Genomic DNA, 21,016 nt, shown 5'->3' on the forward strand with positions numbered 1-21,016 from the left:
TGTCGCGGTGATCGCCGTCGGCTGGCTCCTCGCCCGGACCGGAACGCTGGGCGCCGACGCCGGCCCGGTGTTGTCGCGGCTGTCCTACTTCGTGGCGACGCCCGCGCTCCTGCTGCTCACGCTCGCCCGGGCCGACCCGGCGGCGCTGCTGTCCGCCGCGCTCCTGGCGACCGCGGGCAGCGCGCTGCTCAGCGCCCTGCTGTACGTGGCGCTGGCCTGGTGGCGCTGGCGGAGCCCGGCGGCCGAGCTGACGGTCGGCGGGCTCGCCTCCTCCTACGTCAACGCCGGCAACCTAGGCATCCCCATCTCCGTCTACGTCCTCGGCGACGCGTCGTTCGTGGCACCGGTGCTGCTGTTCCAGGTGCTGGTGCTGGCACCGGTCGGGCTGGCCGTGCTGGCCGGCTCCCGCCCGGCCGGCGCGGCACTGCCCGGATGGCGGCTGCTCACCCAGCCGCTCCGGACGCCGGTGGTGCTGGGCTGCGGCCTGGGTGTGCTGGTCGCGGCCGTCGGCGTGGAGCTGCCCGCGCCGGTGCTGAAGCCGGTGGAGCTCACCGCCGCGCTGGCCGTTCCCGCCGCGTTGCTGGCGTACGGCATGAGCCTGCACGGCGCACCCCGCCCCGCGGCCGGCGGCAGCGCCCCTCGGGTGTGGCTGGCCGTGGCGCTCAAGACCGTCGGCCAGCCGGCTCTCGCCTACGCGCTCGGTCGGTGGGTCGCCGGCCTCTCCGGTGTGGCGTTGCTGGCGGTCACGGTCACTTCGGCCCTGCCGACCGCGCAGAACGTCTTCGTCTACGCCTCGTCCTACGACCGAAGCACCCTGCTGGCGCGGGACGTCGTGCTGCTCACGACCGTGCTGTCCGTGCCCGTGCTCGTCGGGATCGCCGTGCTGCTGGCGTGATGACGATGCCGGGAAGGTATCCCGCCATGTCCGGCCGGACTTGGACGGCATCATCCCGGGCTCCTAGCGTGAGGCCGGGAGCAGGTCGAGCGGCGGGTTGGCCGAATGGGAGGGCGTGGTGACGGCGGATCTCGTCGACCGGCTGCGGCAGGTGGTCGGGCCCACCGCCGCGATCAGCGACCCGGACGACATGTCCGGCTACCTCACCGACTGGCGCGGCGCGTACCGGGGACGTGCCGCGGCCGTCGTGCGGCCGGGCAACACCGACGAGGTGGCGGCGGTCGTCGCGCTCTGCGCCGAGGCGGGCGTCGGCGTGGTGCCACAGGGTGGCAACACCGGACTGTGCGGCGGCGCGGTACCGGACCTCTCCGGCCGTCAGGTGGTGCTCTCCCTGACACGGATGCGACGGGTCCGCGACCTCGACGTCGCCAACCAGACCATCACCGTGGAGGCCGGCGCGGTCCTGCGGTCGGTCCAGGAGGCCGCGGCGGCTGCCGGCCGGCTCTTCCCGCTGTCCCTGGGCGCGGAGGGAAGCTGCACGATCGGCGGCAACCTCGCCACCAACGCCGGGGGGACGGGGGTGCTCCGCTACGGAACCATGCGGGACCTGACCCTCGGGTTGGAGGTCGTGCTCCCGGACGGGCGGATCTGGAACGGGCTCCGCGGACTGCGGAAGGACAACACCGGCTACGACCTCAAGCAGCTGTTCATCGGCGCGGAGGGCAGCCTCGGCGTCATCACCGCCGCCGTACTGAAGCTCTTCCCCGCCGTGCGGAGCCGAGCGACGGCGTGGGTGGCCCTGCCGGATCCGCAGGCGGCGGTCGACCTGATCGGTCTGCTGCGGGAGCTGGCCGGCGACCGGCTGACCGCCTTCGAGCTCATGTCCCGGCAGAGCGTGGCGTTCGTGCTGCGGCACGTCCCGGGGGCACGCGACCCGTTCGGCGACCCCCATCCCTGGTACGCCCTGGTGGAGCTGGGGGACGCGCTGCCGGGCGCCGACCTGGACGGGATGATCGAGTCCGCGCTGAGCGAGGCGTTCGAGCGGGGCGTGGCGCGCGACGCAGTCGTCGTCGCCGGATCGGCGCAGTCGGCCGCCCTCTGGACCCTGCGCGAGGGCATCTCGGAGGCGCAGAACCACGAGGGTCCCAGCCTCAAGCACGACGTCAGTGTGCCGATCGGTCGCATCCCGTCGTTCGTGGAGCGGACTGACCGGGCACTCGAGGATGCGGTCCCGGGCATCCGGATCGTGGCGTACGGCCACATCGGGGACGGCAACCTGCACTACAACCTCAGCAAGCCGGCGGGCAGCGCCGACGACGAGTTCCAGGCCCACGCCGACGCCCTCGCCCGCGTCATCTACGACTCGGTGGCCGTGGTGGACGGCAGCATCAGTGCCGAACACGGCCTCGGCCAGTCCAAGCGGGGCATCATCGTCGACTACAAGGACGACCACGAGCTGCACCTGATGCGGACGGTCAAGCGACTGTTCGACCCGCACGGCGTGATGAACCCCGGGAAGCTGCTACCGGACCAACCTGGGCTGTAAGGATCATCACGCTGAACGCTCCTTCCACCTGGGAACCGGCTGGGAGTAGCGTCGGCAGGCGATGACCAACGTCTGGCACCTCACCGTGCGCCTGTACGTCGACCTCCGACGGCAGGCCAGCGGCATCTGTCCGGCGCAGCCACGCTCCTGACCGCTGCCCCGTTCACCCCTTCACCAGACCTGGACACATCCTCATGGCTTCCGCCCTGCGCAAGATCCCCTTTTCCGTGCAGATCCTGCTCGGCCTCGTCCTCGGCGTGGCGCTCGGCTTCCTCGCCCGGGCCAACGACGTGGCCTGGCTGACCAGCACCCTCGACACCGTCGGCCACCTCTTCGTCCAGCTGCTCAAGCTGGCCGTGCCGCCGCTGGTCTTCACCGCCATCGTGGTCAGCGTGGTGAGCCTGCGCGGCGTCGCCAACGCCGCCCGGCTGGCCGTCAAGACGCTGCTCTGGTTCGGCATCACCGCGCTGATCGCGGTGAGCATCGGCATCGGCCTCGGCCTGCTCACCGACCCGGGCAAGGGCGTCACGCTCGACCTCGCCGGCGCCGCCGCGCCGAAGAAGACCGGCTCGTGGACCGACTTCCTCACCGGCATCGTCCCGACCAACCCGATCGGCGCGTTCGTCGAGGGCAACGTCCTCCAGATCGTCTTCCTCGCCCTGGTCGTCGGCGCCGCCGCGCTGCTGATCGGCGAGGCCGCCGAGCCGTTCGTGACGCTCAACCGCTCGGTGCTGGCCATCGTGCAGAAGGCGCTCTGGTGGGTCATCCGGCTCGCCCCGATCGGCACCCTGGGCCTGATCGGCAACGCCGTCGCCTCGTACGGCTGGGACCTGCTGGCCCCGCTCGCCAAGTTCACCACCGCCGTCTACATCGGCTGCGCGATCGTGCTCTTCGTGGTCTACCCGGTGCTGCTGGTGGCCGCCGGCCGGCTCAACCCGGTGCGCTTCTTCGCCGGCGCCTGGCCCGCCATCGAGCTGGCCTTCGTCTCGCGCTCCTCGGTGGGCACCATGCCGGTGACCCAGCGCTCGGTCGAGCGGCTCGGCGTCCCCCGCGAGTACGCCTCCTTCGCCGTCCCGTTCGGCGCCACCACCAAGATGGACGGCTGCGCGGCCATCTACCCGGCCCTCGCGGCGATCTTCGTCGCGCAGGTCTTCGGCATCCACCTGGGGGTCACCGACTACCTGCTGATCGCCTTCGTCTCGGTGGTCGGCTCGGCGGCCACCGCCGGCCTGACCGGCGCGATCGTGATGCTCACCCTGACCCTGAGCACGCTCGGCCTGCCGCTGGCCGGCGCCGGCCTGCTGCTGGCGATCGACCCGATCCTGGACATGATTCGCACCGCCACCAACGTGGCCGGCCAGGCCCTGGTCCCGACCATCGTGGCGGCCCGGGAGGGCACCCTCGACCGGGCGGCGTACGACTCGGCCGGCAAGCGCGATCTGGTCGACGTCGACGAGCCGCGGCCGACCCGCTCCGACGAGCTGGCGCCGGTTCCGGCCTGAGCCTGCCTTCGGGTGCGTTTCCGGTCGCTCCACGGGAAACGCACCCGAAGCACGTGAGCGGGGCCGGATGGTCCTGCCTCCTCGCCTCTCCCGGAGGATCACCTCATGAGTGCTCTGTTCACCCCGCTCACCCTGCGTGGCGTCACCCTGCCCAACCGGGTGGCGCTCGCCCCGATGTGCCAGTACAGCGCCGGCCCGGACGGGCTGCCCACCGACTGGCACCGCGTCCACCTCGGCTCCCGCGCCGTCGGCGGGGCCGGCCTGATCCTCACCGAGGCAACCGCTGTGGTGCCCGAGGGGCGGATCAGCCCGCAGGACACCGGCATCTGGTCCGGCGCGCACGTCGACGCGTGGCGGCCGATCACCGCGTTCCTCGCCGCGCAGGGCGCGGTACCGGCTGTGCAGCTCGCGCACGCCGGGTTCAAGGCCTCGACGTACCGGCCGTGGGCCGCGCATCGGGGCGGTGTGCCGGACGCCGAGGGCGGCTGGACCCCGGTCGGCCCCGGCGACGAGCCGTTCCTGCCCGACTACCGGCGGCCGACCGCGCTCGACGAGGCCGGGATCGCCCGGGTGGTGGAGGCGTTCGCCGTCGCCGCCGGCCGGGCGCTGGACGCCGGCTTCGCCGCCGTGGAGATCCACGCCGCGCACGGCTACCTGCTGCACGAGTTCCTGTCCCCGCTGACCAACCACCGCACCGACGGCTACGGCGGCGACCGGGCCGGCCGGACGCGACTCACCCTGGAGGTCGCCCGCGCGGTGCGCGCCGCGGTCGGCGAGGCGGTGCCGGTGCTCACCCGGATCTCCGCCACCGACTGGGTGGACGGCGGCTGGACCGTCGAGGACAGCGTGGTGCTCGCCGGTGAGCTGGCCGCCGCCGGGGTGGACCTGGTGGACGCCTCCTCGGGCGGCGCCGCGGCCCGGGCGGCCATCCCCGTCGGCCCCGGCTACCAGGTGCCCCTGGCCGCCCGGATCCGCCGCGAGGCGGGCGTGCCGACCGGCGCGGTCGGCCTGATCGTCGAGCCCGAGCAGGCCGAGCAGATCGTCGCCGGCGGCGAGGCGGACCTGGTGCTGCTCGGCCGGGAACTGCTGCGCGACCCGTACTGGCCGCGCCGCGCCGCCGCCAAGCTCGGCGCCGAACCCTGTTGGCCCGACCAGTACACCCGCGCCTTCTGACCCACTCCACGCCGGCGAGGTGGCGGTGTCCCGAACCGGGGGCACCGCCACCTCGCGCATCCGGTGTCGATCAGCCGGCCAGGTGGCCCCAGCGGGACTCCAGGTCGCGCCACGGTCCCTGGGCGGCCACCGTCCCGTCGATCAGCACCACCACGTGGTCCGCCCGGACCAGGGCGGCCCGCTTCGCGGTCGACCCCACCACGGTCACCCCGTGCTCCCGCAGCGCGGCCCAGAGCGCCAACTCGGTGGTGACGTCCAGCGCCGACGACACGTCGTCCGCGACCAGCAGCTCGGTACGCGGCGCGAGCGCCCGGGCCAGCGCGAGCCGCTGGAGCTGCCCGCCGGAGAGCCGGGTGCCCTTGTGCCCGATGAGCAGCCCGAGCCCGCCACCCGCCGCAGCCAGGTCGTGGTCGAGCTGGGCGGTGGTGACCGCGTCGGCGGCGTCCACCTGGTGCCCGAGCGCGATGTTGTCGGCCACCGTCCCGGACAGCACCCGGGGCAGCTGCCCGACGTAGCCGACCTGGTTGGGGCGGAGGAACAGCTCCGGCTCGGTGACCGATTCGCCGTTCCAGCGCAGCGCGCCGGTGTGGTGGACGATCCCCGCGAGGGCCCGGAGCAGCGACGACTTGCCGGACCCGACCGGCCCGACCACCAGCACCAGTTGCCCGCGCTCGACGGTGAGGTCGACGTCGCGGACCGCGAGGGTGCCGTCGGTGTGCAGCGCCCCGAACCCGGCGAGCTCCAGCCGGCGCAGCGGGTGCCGCGGCGGCGACTCCGGCGCGGGCGCGGTGCCGGCGGCCAGGTCCAGCCCGGGCACCGCCGCCGAGTACGTCCCGACCCCGGTCATCGCCGCCGTCCGCCGGGTCCACACCCGGGCCGACGGGTAGTTGGAGACCAGCGAGGCGGTGGTCCAGGCGAACCAGCGGGCCGCGCCCAGGGTGGACACGGCCACCAGGGTGGCCCCGGCGGAGAGCCCGCCGGCCAGGTAGAGCGCCCACGCGCCGATCGGCAGCAGCCCGCTGGCCAGGGACGGGGTGGACCGCGCCCACACCTGCATGGCGATCTCCCGGCGCTGCCGGTCGCTGCGCACGGTGTCCAGCGCCGCCAGGTGGTCCAGCACCGGCCGGGTGGCCCCGGCCAGCTTCACCGTACGGGCGGCGGAGAGCGAGGAGACCAGGGCGGTGGCGAACGCGGCGCGGGCCTTGACCGTGCCCCGGGCGGTACGTTCCAGCCGGGGCGCGAACAGCGTCGCGGCCAGCCCGGAGACCACCATGGTGCCGAGGAAGAACAGCGCCGGCACGAAGCTCCCGGTCACCACGGTCATGGTGATCAGGATGGCCACCGAGATGAACTGGTCCATCAGGTTGTCGGCGAGCTGCACCACCCGGTCGGTGTCGCCGCCCTGCGCCACCACCTCGGCCGGGGTGTGCCCGCTGACCCGGCGCGCCCCGGTCTGCCCGTACACCAGGCGTGCGCTGATCCGCAGCATCTGCCGGATCCACCACTGCGGGAACCAGAGGTTGGTCAGGTACGGCAGCGGCAGCACCACCAGCAGCGCGGCGGCGATGCCGAGCGCCGGCAGCCACGGGTCTCCCCCGCCGATCACCTCGGCCCAGAGCCACGGCAGCACCGCGCCGTCCAGCCCGAGCAGGGTCATCACGACGAACAGCGCCACCGAGACCAGCCCGTACCGGGGGTCGTTGGTGCCGAGTCGGAGGATCTCGCGCAGCGTCCGCGCGGGCGGCGGGTCGGGGACCGGCGGCGGGTCCGTGCGCGACACGGCGACCTGCCGGGGTACGCCGACCGGCGCGCCGTCCTCCGCCGGTTCCCGGTCCCACGCGTCGGGCGGCCCGTCGAGCAGGTCCACCCCGCCGCCGCGGGCACCCGCACCGGCGTACGCGCCGGCATGGCTGGTCGCGAGCAGCTCGGCGAAGCGGACCGACTCGCTCAGCGGCACGGCCTCCAGCACCGCGCCGTCGGCCATCACCACCACGTCGTCGCAGCGCCGCACCGAGGAGAGCCGGTGCGCGATGACGATGCCGATCCGGTCGGTGAGCAGGCGCTCGGTGGCCTGGCGTACCCGGGTCTCGGTGACCGGGTCGAGCCGGGCGGTCGCCTCGTCGAGGATCACCACGCGCGGGTCCCGGACCAGGATCCGGGCGAACGCCACCAGCTGTTCCTGGCCGGCGGAGAGCACGTAGCCGCCCTCGCCGAGCTTGGTGTGCACCCCGTCGGGCAGTTCGGCGATCCAGCCGGCCAGGCCCAGCTCCTCCAGCGCCCGGGTGGCGTCGTCGAGCAGGGCGGGGTCGAAGAGGGCGACGTTCTCGGCGAGGGTGCCGGCGAGGATCTCGGTGCGCTGGGGTACCACGGCGATCCACCGGCGCAGCGCCTCGACGTCCAGGTCGACCAGGTCGGTGTCGCCGAGGAAGACGGTGCCGCGCGGCACGTCCACCGCCCGGGTGAGCACCTTCGCGAGCGTCGACTTGCCCGAGCCGGTCCGCCCGACCAGCGCGTACGACCGGCCCCGGACGAAGCTGAGCCGCACGTCGCGCAGCGCCGGCCCGCGCTCGTCCTCGACGGTCGGGTAGCGGAAGGTGAGCCCGCGGACGGTGAGGTCGCCGTCCACCGGGGTGACACCGCCGGCCGGCTCCTGACGGGATCCGGCGAGCAGCTGCACCCGCGCCCAGGCGCCGAACGCCTGTTGCAGGTGCGGCACCCAGCGGGCGATGTGCTCGACGGTCGCGCCGAAGGCGAGCACGAGCAGCCAGATGGCGGTGAGCCGGGCGGCGTCCACCCGGCCGGTGGCCAGCCCCCAGGCGCCGGCCAGCACCACGCCGACGATGCCGAGCCGGACCCCGCCGGCGGCCAACGCGGTGACCCGGGCGGACAGCCGGAACACCGTCCCGCCCCGGCCGATCACCGCGGCGGCCCGGCGCGCGTAGAGGCGCAGCACGTACGGCCGGGCCAGGCTGGTCCGCACGTCGTCCTGGCCGTGTACCGCCTCCTCCATCACGGCCGCGAGGTCGGACCAGGCCTCCTCCTCGGCCATCCGGGCCGGGGCGATCCGCGCGGTGGGTCGGCGCAGCAGCACGCCGAGCAGCGCGGTCAGCAGGACCATCCCGACGCCGGCCGGCCACCAGACGAACAGCGCGCTGACCGTGGCGAGCACGCAGACGGCGACCCCCTGCACGAGGCGTACGCCGGTGTTCCGCAGCTCGGAGCCGACCTGGTAGACGTCGTTGTCGATCCGGTCGAGCAGCTCGCCGACCGGGGTGGTCTCCAAGGTGGGCAGGTCCTGCCCGAGCGCCACCCGGCACAGCCGGCGGCGCACGTCGGCCGACCAGTCGGCGGTGAGCCGGGCCATGATCAGCCCGATCAGCAGGTCGGTGAGCACGGCGGCGACCAGCGCCACCGCCAGGGCGGCGAACCAGCCGACCGACCGGTGCACCAGCACCGGCCCGGCCAGCGCCGAGGCGGCCGCCTGGCCGGCGGCGCCGAGGACGATGAACAGCAGGACGACCGCCATCCGACGGGGTGCGGTGGCCCAGAGATCTCGGAGCAGGCGCATGGACAGTCCTCCGGACTCGGGTCGGTGGGGGCGGTGCTCCCAGCCTGGCGGGTCCGGCCCGGGCGACTCAAACCATTTACCGGAAGATCACGCCTGGGCGACCCGGCGGACGATGCCGAGCAGTGCCTCCTGTACGTCCTCGATCGGCCGGTCCGGCTGGAACACCAACCAGTCCACGGCCACCACCAGGCCCACGCCGAACAGCGCCGAGCTGGCCGTCCGCACGTCCAGGTCGGCGGGGAGGTCGCCGCTGGCGACGCCGGCCCGGACGGTCTCGGCGATCACCTCGATCGCCTCGCCGCGCAGCAGCCGCAGGGTCTGCTGCCACTCCCGGTTGGTGCGCCACATCTCGGAGAGCAGCAGCTGGGCGAAGGCACGGTAGCGGCGGATGTACTCCAGCTCGGCGCGGACCAGCGCGGCGAGCGCCTCGCGGGGCGGCAGCCCGTCGACGGCGGCCCGGAAGTCGGCGGTGAGCAGGCCGATGCCGTGCCGCAGCAGCTCCTCGAAGAGGGCAGTCTTGGATTCGAAGTTGTAGTAGACCGTGCCCTTCGCCACCCCGGCCCGGGCCGCGATGTCGTCCACGGTGGTGGCGGAGAAGCCCTGCTCGGCGATGAGCTCCACCGCCGCCACGAAGAGACGCTGACGGGTGTCCTCCCGCCGGCGCGACCGTCCGTCCGTCACCCGCCCTCCTCCCCCGTATCACCCATCAGCATCCTCACATGGTCAGTTCGGGGTGCAGCTTGGCCGGGGTGAGCTTGCGGGACCGGCGGGCCGCGCCGACGGTGAGCACGAGCGCGCCGGCCCCGAAGGCGAGCAGGACCAGGGCGCCGGTGAGCACCGGGGCGGCCGGGCCGAGCGCCACCCCGAGCAGCTGCATGATCGTGGTGAAGGCCAGCGAGGCGAGCGCGAGCAGCCCGAAGGTCGCCACCGGATGCGTCGGGTCGAGGCCGAGCGCCAGGGTGACCACCGTGAACAGCACCGCGACCTGGGCCAGGCCGATGCCCGCGGCGGGCAGCCAGCCGGCGAGCGCGACCCGCCAGCCGGGCGCGCCGGACATCACGTGCCGCCGGTTGACCGGCCGCAGCAGCATGTACGTGATCATCGCGCCGACCCAGAGGGCGAGGGCCAGGAAGTACGGGGCGAAGCCCACACCGTACGAGCCGGCGGGGTGCTGCGCGTTGCGGATCAGGCCGACCGGGTCGCCGAGGATCCCGGCGCGGCTGTCCGCGTCGTGGTAACCGGGCAGCTTCTGCGCCCCGGCGGCAAGCCCGTCGGCGAGGTCACCGGCGCCGCCCTCCAGCTTCGTGAGGCCGTCGACCAGCCGGTCGCTGCCGATACCGAGCTGGGCCAGTCCGCCGTCGAGCTGCCGGGCGCCGGTGGCGAGCCGGTAGAGCCCGCCGCGGAGCTGGTCGGCGCCGTGCGCGGCGTCGCCGAGGCCGTCGCGGAGCTTGGCGCTGCCCTGGGCCAGGATGCCCAGCCCGCCGGCGAGCTCGTCGACCTTGGCCCGAGCGGAGGCGATGTCGCCGGCCAGGTGCGGCGCGGCGGCGGCGACCTCCCGGGCGGTCTGCGCGACCTCGGTCATCTGCTTCTTCAGGGCCGCCAGATCGGTCCGGTCCAGTGCGGCGGCCATGCCCCGGGCGGTGCTGACCGCCTGATCGGCGGCCTGCCGGGCGGCCCGGAAGGTCGGGTCGTCGGCCAGCTCGGGGTGGGCCTTGGCCAGCGCGTCCAGCCGGTCGCTGACCTCCTCGGCCCGGGTCACCACCTCGTCGGCCTTGGCCGGCAGCGCGTCGATGCCGTCGGCGAGCGCCTGCGCGCCCTCGGCGACCATGGTGGCCGCCCGCTGAATGTCGTCGGCGTTCTTGCGCAACAGCGGCTCGTACCGTTCAGCGGCGGCGTCCACCTTGGCCGCGGCGGACTTCGTCTCGGTCGCCGCACGGTTGGCGCCGTCGGCCAACTGCGCCGCGCCGCTGTAGAGCTGGTCGAGCCCGCCGGCCAGCTGGTCCGCGCCCCGCACGGACTGGTCGAGCCCGCCGGCGAGCTGCCCGGCCCCGTCCGCCGCGCGGTCCAGCCCGCCGGCGATCTTCCCGGCGCCCTCCTCGGACGCGCCGAGCCCGTCGTGGATCTTCCCGGCCCCGTCGGCGGCCCGCCCCGTCTCGGCCTTGGCGTCGGTGAAGCCGATCAGCATCCGGTCGAAGTACGAGGCGGCGGTGCTCTCCGCGGCGGCGGCCCGGATCTCGCTGAACGCGGAGCGGGCGAGCAGCCCGGAGAGGTAGTTGGTGGCGTCGTCGTTGACCACCTTCAGCTCGCCCCGGCGGGCCGGCTGGTCCGGTTCGGGGCTGGCCGCCAGGGTGGCGGAGAAGTCGGCCGGGATCGAGAAGACCAGGTGGTAGCGGCCGTCGCGCAGCCCTGCGGTGGCGTCGGCCTGGTCGGTGACGGTCCAGCCGAAGACCTTGCGGTCGAGCAGTTCGTCGGTGAGGTCCTTACCGGCGTGCACCTCGCTGCCGTCCGCAGCCTTCGCGGGCCGGTCGGCGTTCACCAGGGCGACCGGGATGCGGTCGAGGTTCCCGTACGGGTCCCAGAAGGCGTAGAGGTAGAGGGCGCCGTAGAGCAGCGGGATGACGGTGAGGACGGCGAGCGCGGCGCGCCGCAGCCGGCCCCGGGTCATCCGGCGCAGCTCGAAGAGCGCGAGTCGAACGACACTCATGCGGTCATCACCTCGAGGGCCTGGGCCTGCGCCGCCGCCCGCGGCGCGACGAGGGCGGGGGCGGGGGCGGGGAGGATCGGGTCGCCGGTCCGGTGCACGATCGCGGCGGCCATCGGCTCGACGGCGCGGGCGCTGGCGATCACGGCGTACCCCTGGTCGGCGAGGCGGCCCAGGGCGGCCCAGATCCACTCCCGTTCGGGGGCGTCGGCGCCGGCGTCCACGTCGTCGGCGACGATCAGGCTCGGGCCGCTCAGGCTGGCCAGCACCAGGCCGAGCACCTGCCGTTCGACGGGGGTCAGGTCGCGGCCGTACCGGTCGGGGTCGAGCGGCGCGTCGGTGAGCCCGGCGCCGGCGATGGCGGCGGCGAAGGCGTCCCGGCGGTACGCCCGGCGGGCCCGCACCGCGGCGACCGGGACGAGCTGGCGACGGCGGCGCGGCACCGGTCCGAGCAGCAGCAGCCGCTCCTGGATGTGCTCGGCGACGGTCAGCGTCGGGTCGGGCTCGTGCACCCCGGCGACCTGGCCGAGCGCGGCCGGGCCCCGACGGCGCAGTGCCCCGTCGGTGTACGGGAAGCGCCCGGCCAGGGCGAGCAGCAGGGAGGTGCGGCCGCTGCCGGGCGGCCCGGTGATGGCGTGCAGCTCGCCGGCCTCGGCAGCGAGGTCGACGTCCCGGTACACCCAGCCGCGGCGGGTACGCAGACCCAACCCGCTGGCCTCGACGATCTTCACGTTCCCGTCCCGATTTCTAAACTGACCGGTCAGTACAAAACATGGCCAGCATAGCGCCGACTGTCCGGTTCAGCGCAATTCGAGGCGACGTGATCCCGGCCATGCCGGGGCAGGACGCTGCTTAGAACAGCACGGTGGCGAGCGTGCCCACCGGCCGGAAGCCGCAGCGCTCGTAGACCCGCCGGGCGGGCAGGTTGAAGTCGTTGACGTAGAGGCTGACGGTGGGCGCGAACCGGACCAGCGCGTCCCGGACCACCGCGGCCATCGCGGCCGTGGCGATCCCCCGGCCGCGCCACTCCGGCGCCACCCAGACCCCCTGGACCTGGGCGGTGCGCCGGGTCACCACGGCCAGCTCGGCCTTGAAGATCACCTTGCCGTCCGCGAACCGGGCGTAGGCCCGGCCGGCGCGGACCAGATCGGCCACCCGCCGCCGGTAGCCGCGCCCGCCGTCCTCGGCCAGCGGCGACACCCCGACCTCCTCGGTGTACATGGCCACCGCCGCCGGGAAGAGCCGGTCGACCTCGTGGCCGCGCACCCGGCGCACCTCGGGGTCGGGTGCCACGGTGGGCAGCGCGTCCGTGGCCAGCAGTGGCTGGTTGGGGCGTACGTCCCGGGCCGGCCCCCAGTGGGCGGAAAGGCGGTCCCAGAGGCCGAGTACCGCGTCCGCGCGGCCGACGATCGAGGAACAGAGCCGTTCCTCGGTGCTCAACTGCTCGGCGAAGGCGGCCACCGCCGGCTCGGTGGCGAGCACCGGGGTCAGGTTGCCGCCCAGCCAGCAGATCGACTCCAGGTGGCGCCGGGTGCCGTAGCCCAGGATCCGGCCCTCGGCCCGCCACCAGGCCAGCCCACGGGCGGCGACCCGTTCGGCGACCTGTGCGCCGGCGTACGGGTCTAGGTCGAGCAGTCGTTCGACCGCGCGGCGCTCCGACTCCCCGAGTTGGCGTACCGGCACCGTGAGCACGGGTACCAGCCTGCCAGATGCAACCGGGCGCGCGCGGGCCGACCTGAGGACCCGGTGAGTGGCGGCTCAGCCGACCGGCACCGCCACCTCGGCGGGCGCGACCGGCCGCGTCCGGGCGGCCCACGCCACCACCGGCGGCACCAGCAGCCCGAGCAGCAGGAACAGCCCGCCCAGCAGCAACCAGCCGGGTACGCCCCAACCGACCGCGAGGGTGGTCACCACCACCGGGGCGATCATCGAGCCGAGCTGCATGCCCATCCCGTACGCGCCCTGGTACTGGCCCTGTGCGTGGGCCGGGGCCAGGCCGAACGAGATGCCCCAGCCGGCGGCGGCGTGCCACAGTTCCCCCACCACGTGCACCAGCGCCCCGGCGAGCAGCAGCGGTACGGCGACCGCGACGGACACGCCTCCACTGAGCGCGAAGAGCACGCAGGCCGCCGCGATCACCGCGCCCGCCCGCCGGGCGGCCCGACCCGCGCCGGCCAGGTCCTCGGTGCCGCGCGAGGCACGCACCTGGAAGAGGATCACCACCACCGTGTTGACCAGCAGACACCCGGAGATCAGCCAGCGCGGCGCGGTGGTGTGCCCGGCGATCCACAGCGGCAGCGCGATGTTGATCAGCCCGAAGTGCATCGACATCAGCCCGTCCAGCACGGTGAAGGCGAGGAACGGCCGGTCCCGCAGGGCGATCAGCCGGGGCCCGTGCGCCGGGGCCGGCACCGGCGGCACGGCCGGCAGCCGGAGCAGCACCGCCGCCGCGGCCAGGTAGGTGACCGCGTCGAGCAGGATCAGCGCCACGTACGCGGTCCGGGTGTCGGCGGCCAGGCCAACACCGGCCAGGACGGTGCCGACGGAGATCCCGACGTTGGTCACCGCTCGCAGGTAGGCCCGGGTACGCACCCGCTGGTCCGGCGGCACCGCCCCGGCGATCAACGCGCCCCGGGCGCCCCTGGTGGCCGAGTCGGCCACCGCCATCAGCACCCCGACCAGCAGGAACCCGGTGAAGGAGCGGACGGCCACCAGGCCCGCGGTGCAGCCGGCGGAGGCGAGCAGCGCGGTGATCTGGAGACCGCGCGGGCCGAGCCGGTCGGCGAGGTAGCCCATCGGCGTGCTGGCCACCAGGCTCACCAGCGCCGTGATGGTGAGACCGAGGCCGACCTGGGCCACGGTGAGTCCGACCGAGCGGGTGAGGAAGAGCGCGCTGGCGGTCAGCCAGGTGCCCCGGCCGACGGTGTTGATCAGGGTGGAGAGGGCGAGGGTCCGGGCCGGGCCCGGTTCGGGAAGCAGGCGCACGCCCGACACCATAGCAAGACGTACGTACGGTTTGTGGGTCGGCCCGCAAACCGTCTTGTCGCCGATGCATTGCCGATATATCGTTGATGCATCAGCGATAGGACGACAGAAGGAGAACCCGATGGGTTTCCACCGACGGATGCACCAGATGCACGAGATGCGGATGCGCGGCTTCGGCTTCCCGCCCGTACCGCCCGGCCCGCCGTTCCCGCCCGGGCCGCATGGGCACGGGCACGGGCACGGTCGAGGCGGCCGGGGACGCGGCCGGGGACGCCGGCCGAACGTGCGCGCCGCCGTGCTGGCCCTGCTCACCGAGCGGCCGATGCACGGCTACGAGATGATCCAGGAGCTCGACTCCCGGACCGGCGGGGCCTGGCGGCCCAGCCCCGGATCGATCTACCCGACCCTGCAACTGCTGGAGGACGAGGGCGTCATCACCGCGGCCGCCGACTCCGACGGCGGGCGGAAGCGGTTCACCCTCACCGAGCAGGGGCAGGCCGAGGCGGCAGCGGCGGCGCAGACCCCGCCGTGGGCGGAGTTCGCCGAGGCGACCGTCAACAGCTGGCACGACATCCGCGACGCCGGCCAGCAGGCCATGCACGCGCTGCGGCAGGTGATGACGACCGGCACCGACGACCAGCGGGAGCGGGCCGCCCAGGTGCTCGACGAGACCCGCCGCAAGCTCTACGCCATCCTCGCCGAATCCGAGTGAGCCGGCGTACCGCGTGGCGGGGGTGGCCCCGGGACCGCCACCCCCGCCACGGCTGATCAGTCCCGCCGGCGCGCGGTGACCAGCAGGTACTCCCAACGCATCACGCCACCGGCCCCGGAGTGCCGGCGGGCCAGGTCGGCGAGCTCCCGGTCCAGGGCGGCGACCCACTCGGGCTCCCCGGCGATCGACCGGTACGCGGCGATCGTCGGGCCGTAGTGGGCCTTGAAGTAGTCGCGGAACGCCCCCGGCTCGGCGAACCGGTCCACGGTGACGGACTGGCGGCGGGTGACGACCTCGGTCACCCGGTCGCCGAGCAGGGCGCGGACGTGCTCCTCACGGCCCCACAACGGGGGAGGCTGCGCCCCCGGCGGCGGCGGTGGCGAGTACGGCTTCATCGTGCCGAACAGCTGCCCGATGAACCCCTCGGGCGTCCAGCTGACCAGGCCGATCGTGCCGCCCGGCCGGCACACCCGGACAAGTTCGTCGGCGCTGGCCTGATGCCGGGGCGCGAACATCACCCCCACACAGGACAGCACCCGGTCGAACTCGCCGTCGGCGTACGGGAGCGCCTCGGCGTCCGCCTCCTGCCAGTCCAGGCGGGCGCCGCGCTCGGCGGCGAGCGCCCGCCCGATCTCCAACAGCTCCGGGGTCAGGTCGCTGGCCACCACATCCGCCCCGGCCAGGGCCGCCGGGATGGCCGCGTTTCCGGTGCCGGCGGCGACGTCCAGCACCCGGTCTCCCGGGCCGACACCGGCCGCCCGCACCAGCGTGGCGCCCAGCTCCGGAATCACCTCCGCGGCGACCGCGGCGTAGCTGCCGAGGGCCCACATCTGCCGGTGCCGGGCCTTCAGGGCCCGGTCCGTCTCCGTCGAGTCGATCATCGCTGCTCCTCTGCCTCGTCCTGCCTCGGACGCTAGGCAGCGGAGCACCGGCAACCTAGTACGAGATCTGTACCGGACCCGACAAGCTCCTGGTCCGGCCGGCTCCGGCCGCGTAGCGTGCCGGCCATGGGGGCCTCCTACCACCAGTTCTGCCCCGTCGCGAAGGCCATGGAGCTGCTCGACGAGCGCTGGACGCTGCTCGTCGTCCGGGAACTGGTGAGCGGCTCCGAGCGCTTCAACGAACTGCGCCGGGGCCTGCCCCGGATGTCGCCCACCCTGTTGTCCCGGCGGCTGCACCAACTCGTCCAGGCCGGCGTCGTGGAGCGGCACGTCGAGGGCACCGACGTGCGGTACGTCCCGACCCAGGCGGGGCGGGAGCTGCGGCCGGTGCTCGAGGCGCTCGGCGCGTGGGGGATCCGCTGGATCGGTGAGCTGGGCGACGCGGACCTGGACCCGAAGCTGCTGCTGTGGGACATGCACCGCCACGTCGACCACGACGCCGTCCCGGACGGGCGGACGGTGATCCACTTCCGCTTCCGCGACGTGCCGGCCAACCTGCGGGACTGGTGGCTCGTCATCAGCACCCTGGAGGCCGACGTCTGCGACGTGGATCCGGGCCATGGCGTGACAGTGACGGTGCTCGCCGACCTGCGCGGCCTGGTGCGGGTCTGGCTGGGCGACCTGAGCTGGCCGGCGGCGCTGCGCGGCGGCGCGGTGGCGGTGACCGGTCCGGAGGCGCTCCGCCGGGCCCTGCCCCGGTGGTTCACCCTCTCCGAGTTCGCCGCCGTGCCCAGGCCGAAGGCGTCGGCCTGACCTCGGACCCGGCTGGAAACGACGCGTGCGGCCGCCCCGGTCGGGGCAGCCGCACGTCGTGGCGGGTCCGCGCTCAGTGCACGGTGACCGTGGCGCCGGGGACCAGGTCGCGGAGTTCCTCGGGGATCTCGGCACCCATCTCGTCGGCCAGCCGGAGCGCCTCCTCGATCAGCGTCTCCACGATCTGCCCCTCGGGAACGGTCTTGACGACCTGGCCCTTCACGAAGATCTGGCCCTTGCCGTTGCCGGAGGCGACGCCCAGGTCGGCCTCGCGGGCCTCGCCGGGACCGTTCACCACGCAGCCCATGACCGCGACGCGCAGCGGCACCGGCAGCCCCTCCAGGCCGGCGGTGACCTCCTCGGCCAGCTTGTAGACGTCCACCTGGGCCCGGCCGCAGGACGGGCAGGAGACGATCTCCAGCCCCCGCTCGCGCAGCCCCAACGACTCCAGGATCGCGGTGCCGACCTTGATCTCCTCGACCGGCGGGGCGGACAGGGACACCCGGATGGTGTCGCCGATCCCCTCGGCCAGCAGCGCGCCGAAGGCGACCGCCGACTTGATGGTGCCCTGGAACGCCGGGCCGGCCTCGGTGACACCCAGGTGCAGCGGGTAGTCGCACTTCTCGGCAAGCTGCCGGTACGCCCGGATCATCACCACCGGGTCGTTGTGCTTCACCGAGATCTTGATGTCCCGGAAGCCGTGCTCCTCGAAGAGCGAGCACTCCCAGAGCGCCGACTCGACCAGCGCCTCGGCCGTGGCCTTGCCGTACTTGGCGAGGAGTCGCTTGTCCAGCGAGCCGGCGTTCACACCGATCCGGATCGGCACGCCCGCGTCGCCGGCGGCCTTGGCGATCTCCTTGACCTTGTCGTCGAACTGGCGGATGTTGCCCGGGTTCACCCGGACGGCCGCGCAGCCGGCGTCGATCGCCGCGAAGACGTACTTGGGTTGGAAGTGGATGTCGGCGATCACGGGGATCTGCGACTTCTTCGCGATCGCCGGCAGTGCCTCGACGTCGTCCTGGGACGGCACGGCGACCCGCACGATCTGGCAGCCGGCGGCGGTGAGCTCGGCGATCTGCTGGAGCGTGGCGTTCACGTCGGCGGTCAGGGTGGTGGTCATGGACTGCACCGAGACCGGCGCGCCCCCACCGACCGGCACCGGACCGACCATGATCTGGCGGCTGGCCCGGCGCGGGGCGAGCGGCGGCGGCGGTACGGGCGGCATACCGAGACTGACAGCGGTCACTTCAGGCACTCACCTTGAGAAGAGCGTGATCGGGTTGACGACGTCCGCGGTGACGGTCAGCAGCGTGAACGCGCCACCGATCAGGATCACCGCGTACGTGATGGGCATGAGCTTGAGGTAGTCGACGCGGCCGGGGTCGGGGCGGCCGATCCGGGCGTAGACCCAGGAACGGGCCCGCTCGAACCAGGCGATGGCGATGTGCCCGCCGTCCAGCGGCAGCAACGGCAGCAGATTGAACACGCCGATGAAGAAGTTCAGGTTGACGAAGAGCATGAAGAAGACGAACCAGGCGTTGTTCGCCACCGCCTCGCCGCCGAGCCGGCTGGCGCCGACCACGCTGATCGGGGTGTCCGCGTCCCGCTCGCCGCCGGTGATCGCGGTCAACAGGGCGGGCACCTTCTGCGGGATGCGCTGCAGGGCGTGTACGGTGCCCACCGCCATCTGGCCGGTGAAGTCGGCGGTGGCCCCGAAGGCGCCGACCGGGCCGTACTGGACCATCCGCGGGGTGCTCGGCTCGAGCGCGACGCCCATCGCGGAGACCGCCGAGGTGGCGCCCTTCGGGTCGTTCAGCGGCGGGCGCTGCACGGCGGCGAGGTCGAGCGTGGCGGTCGCCCGCTGGCCGTCGCGGACGTACTCGACGGTGGCCGGGCCCGGCTTGGCGGCGCGGACCACGTCGAGCATCTGGCCCCAGGTGGAGATCGGCTTGCCGTTGACCGAGGTGATCCGGTCGCCGTCCCTGAGCTGAGCCTGGGCGGCCGGGCTGGCCGGGTCCCCGGCCTGGCAGGCACGGGCGGTGTTCTCCACCACCACGCACGGGGCCAGGGCGATGACGGCGGGCTCGGCCTTGAAGGCCTCCTCGGTGGTCGGGAACTTCGGGTTGGGCAGGCCGACCGAGACCGCCATCACCCAGAGCGCGCCGAGGGCCAGGGCGAAGTGGGTGATCGAGCCCGCGGACATCACGATCGTCCGCTTCCACACCGGGTACCGCCACATGACGCGCGGCTCGTCGGCGGGGTCGACGTCGTCGTCCTGCGGGGTCATTCCGACGATCTTGCAGAAGCCGCCGAGCGGGATGCCCTTCACGCCGTACTCGGTCTCGCCCCGCTTGAACGACCAGAGGGTCGGGCCGAACCCGACGAAGTAGCGGGTGACCTTCATCCCGAAGCCCTTGGCGGTGAGCATGTGCCCCGCCTCGTGCAGGCTCACCGAGATGAGGATCGCCAGGGCGAAGAGCACCACCCCGAGCAGGTAAACCATCAGGCTCCTTCCACCGACCCGACGATGATCTCCTGGGCGTGCGCCCGTGCCCACGATTCGGCGGCGAGCACGTCCTCGACGGTACCTGGTTCGTCGAAGTCGGGAGCGTCCTCCAGCGCTTGCCGGAGGGTATCGACAATGCCGAGGAACGGCAGCCGCCCGGCGACGAACGCCGCCACGCACTCCTCGTTGGCCGCGTTGTAGATCGCCGGCCGGCACCGCCCGGCCTCGCCGGCCGCCTTGGCCAGCGCGACGGCCGGGAAGGCGGCGTCGTCGAGCGGGAAGAACTCCCAGGTGTGGGCCTTCGCCCAGTCGACGCCGGCGGCCGCCGCCGGCACCCGGTCCGGCCAGCCGAGGCCGAGCGCGATGGGCAGCCGCATGTCCGGCGGGCTGGCCTGGGCGAGCGTGGACCCGTCGGTGAACTCCACCATCGAATGGATCACCGACTGCGGGTGGACCATCACCTCGATGTCCGCGTACGCCACGTCGAACAGCTCGTGCGCCTCGATCACCTCGAGCGCCTTGTTGACCATGGTGGCGGAGTTGATGGTCACGACCGGGCCCATGTTCCAGGTGGGGTGGGCGAGGGCCTGCTCGGGGGTGACCTCGGTCAGCTCGTCGCGCCGCCGGCCCCGGAACGGCCCACCGCTCGCGGTGACCACCAGCCGCCGGATCTCACCCCGGGTGCCGCCACGCAGGCACTGCGCCAGCGCCGAGTGCTCGCTGTCGACCGGGACGATCTGCCCCGGCCGCGTCACGGCGGCCCGGACGAGGGGGCCGCCGGCCACGAGCGACTCCTTGTTGGCCAGGGCGAGGGTACGCCCGGCGCGCAGCGCCGCCAGGGTCGGCGCCAGCCCGAGCGAGCCGACCACCCCGTTGAGCACCACGTCACAGGGCCACCCGGCCAGCTCGGTCATCGCGTCCGGCCCGGCCACGATCTTGGGCAGCTTGAAGTCGCCGGTGGCCCAGCCGCGCCGGCTCGCCTCCGCGTAGAACGCCAGCTGGAGATCCTGCGCGGCGGACGCCCTCGCCACGCCCACCACCTCGACGCCCAGCTCCAGCGCCTGCGCGGCGAGCAGCTCGACGTTGCCGCCACCGGCACCGAGAGCCACCACCCGGAAGCGGTCCGGGTTGCGTTTGACGATGTCGATGGCCTGGGTACCGATCGAGCCGGTCGAGCCGAGCAGAACGAGGTCGCGGTGAGACGTCACCCGCCCATTCTTCCCCAGCGCTCCTCGGCGCCCGCTGGGAGCCTCACTCCTCGGTGTCCGGTTCCTCCGCCGGGGCCTCCTCGCCCAGCAGTTCGCCCGGATGCCAGCAGCGGCCCAGCCCCTTTACGCGTACCGATCTCTATCGCCACACGCCGATGCTCAACGAGGTGCTGGACTACGTGCCGCCACCCGACTCGTACGCCCCGATGCTGGACCACAACCCGGCGCGGATCGCCGCGGCCTTCCGGGTCGTGGTCGAGGCGCCACCGGGCGGTGTGGTGGTGCACTGCCACGCCGGCAAGGACCGCACGGGCGTACTCGTCGCGCTCCTGCTCGCGGTGGCGGGGGTCGGCGCGGACGGGATCGCGGACGACTACGCGGCCACGGAGGGCTGTGCGCGGGAGACGATGCTCAACACCCTCACCCATCTCGACCAGCGGTACGGCGGGGCGGCGAGCTACCTCAGCCGGGCAGGCCTCGAACCGGGTCTGATGGCGGCGGCGCGGTCCCGGCTGGTGGGCTGAGT

Annotated in this window: 17 protein-coding genes; 7 read left to right on the top strand and 10 right to left on the bottom strand. The window is 73.8% G+C overall.

The window, feature by feature from the left end; all coding sequences use genetic code 11:
• The 4 genes from ONA70_RS18535 to ONA70_RS18550 form a co-directional block, all read left to right on the top strand.
• A partial coding sequence (locus ONA70_RS18535; RefSeq protein ID WP_265007705.1) for an AEC family transporter occupies positions 1-895 on the top strand: 895 nt, incomplete at its 5' end.
• A gap of 118 nt (positions 896-1,013) precedes the next feature.
• Positions 1,014-2,441 (top strand): FAD-binding oxidoreductase, encoded by a 1,428-nt coding sequence (locus ONA70_RS18540; protein WP_265007706.1) that lies wholly within the window; start codon positions 1,014-1,016, stop codon positions 2,439-2,441.
• A 206-nt stretch (positions 2,442-2,647) separates the two neighbouring features.
• A complete protein-coding gene (locus ONA70_RS18545) occupies positions 2,648-3,943 on the top strand; it encodes a dicarboxylate/amino acid:cation symporter (protein ID WP_265007727.1) in 1,296 nt (431 codons plus the stop codon).
• A gap of 105 nt (positions 3,944-4,048) precedes the next feature.
• Positions 4,049-5,116, top strand: a complete 1,068-nt coding sequence (locus tag ONA70_RS18550) for an NADH:flavin oxidoreductase/NADH oxidase (protein WP_265007707.1) — start codon at positions 4,049-4,051, stop codon at positions 5,114-5,116.
• A 70-nt stretch (positions 5,117-5,186) separates the two neighbouring features.
• Here the strand turns inward: ONA70_RS18550 and ONA70_RS18555 are convergent, their stop codons facing one another.
• The 6 genes from ONA70_RS18555 to ONA70_RS18580 all read right to left on the bottom strand — a co-directional run bounded on the left by ONA70_RS18555 (position 5,187) and on the right by ONA70_RS18580 (position 14,370).
• Entirely contained in the window at positions 5,187-8,684 is a 3,498-nt protein-coding gene (locus tag ONA70_RS18555) for an ATP-binding cassette domain-containing protein (RefSeq protein WP_265007708.1), read from the bottom strand.
• Between the two features lie 87 nt (positions 8,685-8,771).
• Positions 8,772-9,365 carry a TetR/AcrR family transcriptional regulator gene (locus ONA70_RS18560; RefSeq protein ID WP_265007709.1) on the bottom strand — a complete coding sequence of 198 codons (594 nt, stop codon included), beginning with the start codon at positions 9,363-9,365 and terminating at the stop codon, positions 8,772-8,774.
• Between the two features lie 34 nt (positions 9,366-9,399).
• Positions 9,400-11,388 carry a YhgE/Pip domain-containing protein gene (locus tag ONA70_RS18565; protein ID WP_265007710.1) on the bottom strand — a complete coding sequence of 663 codons (1,989 nt, stop codon included), beginning with the start codon at positions 11,386-11,388 and terminating at the stop codon, positions 9,400-9,402.
• Positions 11,385-12,116, bottom strand: coding sequence for an ATP-binding cassette domain-containing protein (locus tag ONA70_RS18570; RefSeq protein WP_265007711.1), 732 nt, complete (start codon positions 12,114-12,116; stop codon positions 11,385-11,387). The genes ONA70_RS18565 and ONA70_RS18570 overlap by 4 nt, the downstream gene beginning before the upstream one ends.
• A 121-nt stretch (positions 12,117-12,237) precedes the next feature.
• Positions 12,238-13,077: a GNAT family N-acetyltransferase gene (locus tag ONA70_RS18575; RefSeq protein WP_265007712.1), complete on the bottom strand. Its 840-nt coding sequence runs from the start codon at positions 13,075-13,077 to the stop codon at positions 12,238-12,240.
• A gap of 66 nt (positions 13,078-13,143) precedes the next feature.
• Positions 13,144-14,370, bottom strand: coding sequence for an MFS transporter (locus ONA70_RS18580; RefSeq protein ID WP_265007713.1), 1,227 nt, complete (start codon positions 14,368-14,370; stop codon positions 13,144-13,146).
• 121 nt (positions 14,371-14,491) lie between these two features.
• Between ONA70_RS18580 and ONA70_RS18585 the strand changes: the two genes are divergently transcribed.
• Positions 14,492-15,082: a PadR family transcriptional regulator gene (locus tag ONA70_RS18585; protein WP_265007714.1), complete on the top strand. Its 591-nt coding sequence runs from the start codon at positions 14,492-14,494 to the stop codon at positions 15,080-15,082.
• A gap of 56 nt (positions 15,083-15,138) precedes the next feature.
• Here the strand turns inward: ONA70_RS18585 and ONA70_RS18590 are convergent, their stop codons facing one another.
• Complete coding sequence (locus tag ONA70_RS18590) at positions 15,139-15,963, bottom strand: class I SAM-dependent methyltransferase (protein WP_265007715.1); 825 nt, start codon at positions 15,961-15,963, stop codon at positions 15,139-15,141.
• A 126-nt stretch (positions 15,964-16,089) separates the two neighbouring features.
• Between ONA70_RS18590 and ONA70_RS18595 the strand changes: the two genes are divergently transcribed.
• Positions 16,090-16,776 carry a winged helix-turn-helix transcriptional regulator gene (locus ONA70_RS18595; RefSeq protein WP_265007716.1) on the top strand — a complete coding sequence of 229 codons (687 nt, stop codon included), beginning with the start codon at positions 16,090-16,092 and terminating at the stop codon, positions 16,774-16,776.
• Positions 16,777-16,849: 73 nt separating this feature from the next.
• On the opposite strand, the gene ispG is transcribed toward ONA70_RS18595, so the two are convergent.
• Genes ispG through dxr form a run of 3 tightly spaced genes read right to left on the bottom strand, consistent with a single transcriptional unit; the run spans position 16,850 to position 20,490 of the window.
• Entirely contained in the window at positions 16,850-18,022 is a 1,173-nt protein-coding gene (ispG, locus tag ONA70_RS18600) for a flavodoxin-dependent (E)-4-hydroxy-3-methylbut-2-enyl-diphosphate synthase (protein ID WP_265007717.1), read from the bottom strand.
• A gap of 9 nt (positions 18,023-18,031) precedes the next feature.
• Positions 18,032-19,279, bottom strand: a complete 1,248-nt coding sequence (locus tag ONA70_RS18605) for a M50 family metallopeptidase (protein WP_265007718.1) — start codon at positions 19,277-19,279, stop codon at positions 18,032-18,034.
• The gene (gene dxr / locus ONA70_RS18610; protein ID WP_265007719.1) at positions 19,279-20,490 is read right to left on the bottom strand and encodes a 1-deoxy-D-xylulose-5-phosphate reductoisomerase; all 1,212 of its coding nucleotides are present in this window, start codon (positions 20,488-20,490) and stop codon (positions 19,279-19,281) included. The genes ONA70_RS18605 and dxr overlap by 1 nt, the downstream gene beginning before the upstream one ends.
• A gap of 155 nt (positions 20,491-20,645) precedes the next feature.
• On the opposite strand from dxr, the gene ONA70_RS18615 reads away from it, so the two are divergent.
• Positions 20,646-21,014, top strand: a complete 369-nt coding sequence (locus ONA70_RS18615) for a tyrosine-protein phosphatase (RefSeq protein ID WP_265007720.1) — start codon at positions 20,646-20,648, stop codon at positions 21,012-21,014.
• Positions 21,015-21,016 lie beyond the last annotated feature (2 nt).

Origin of the sequence: Micromonospora yasonensis (genome assembly GCF_026013475.1) — a bacterium.
Lineage (GTDB): Bacteria > Actinomycetota > Actinomycetes > Mycobacteriales > Micromonosporaceae > Micromonospora > Micromonospora yasonensis.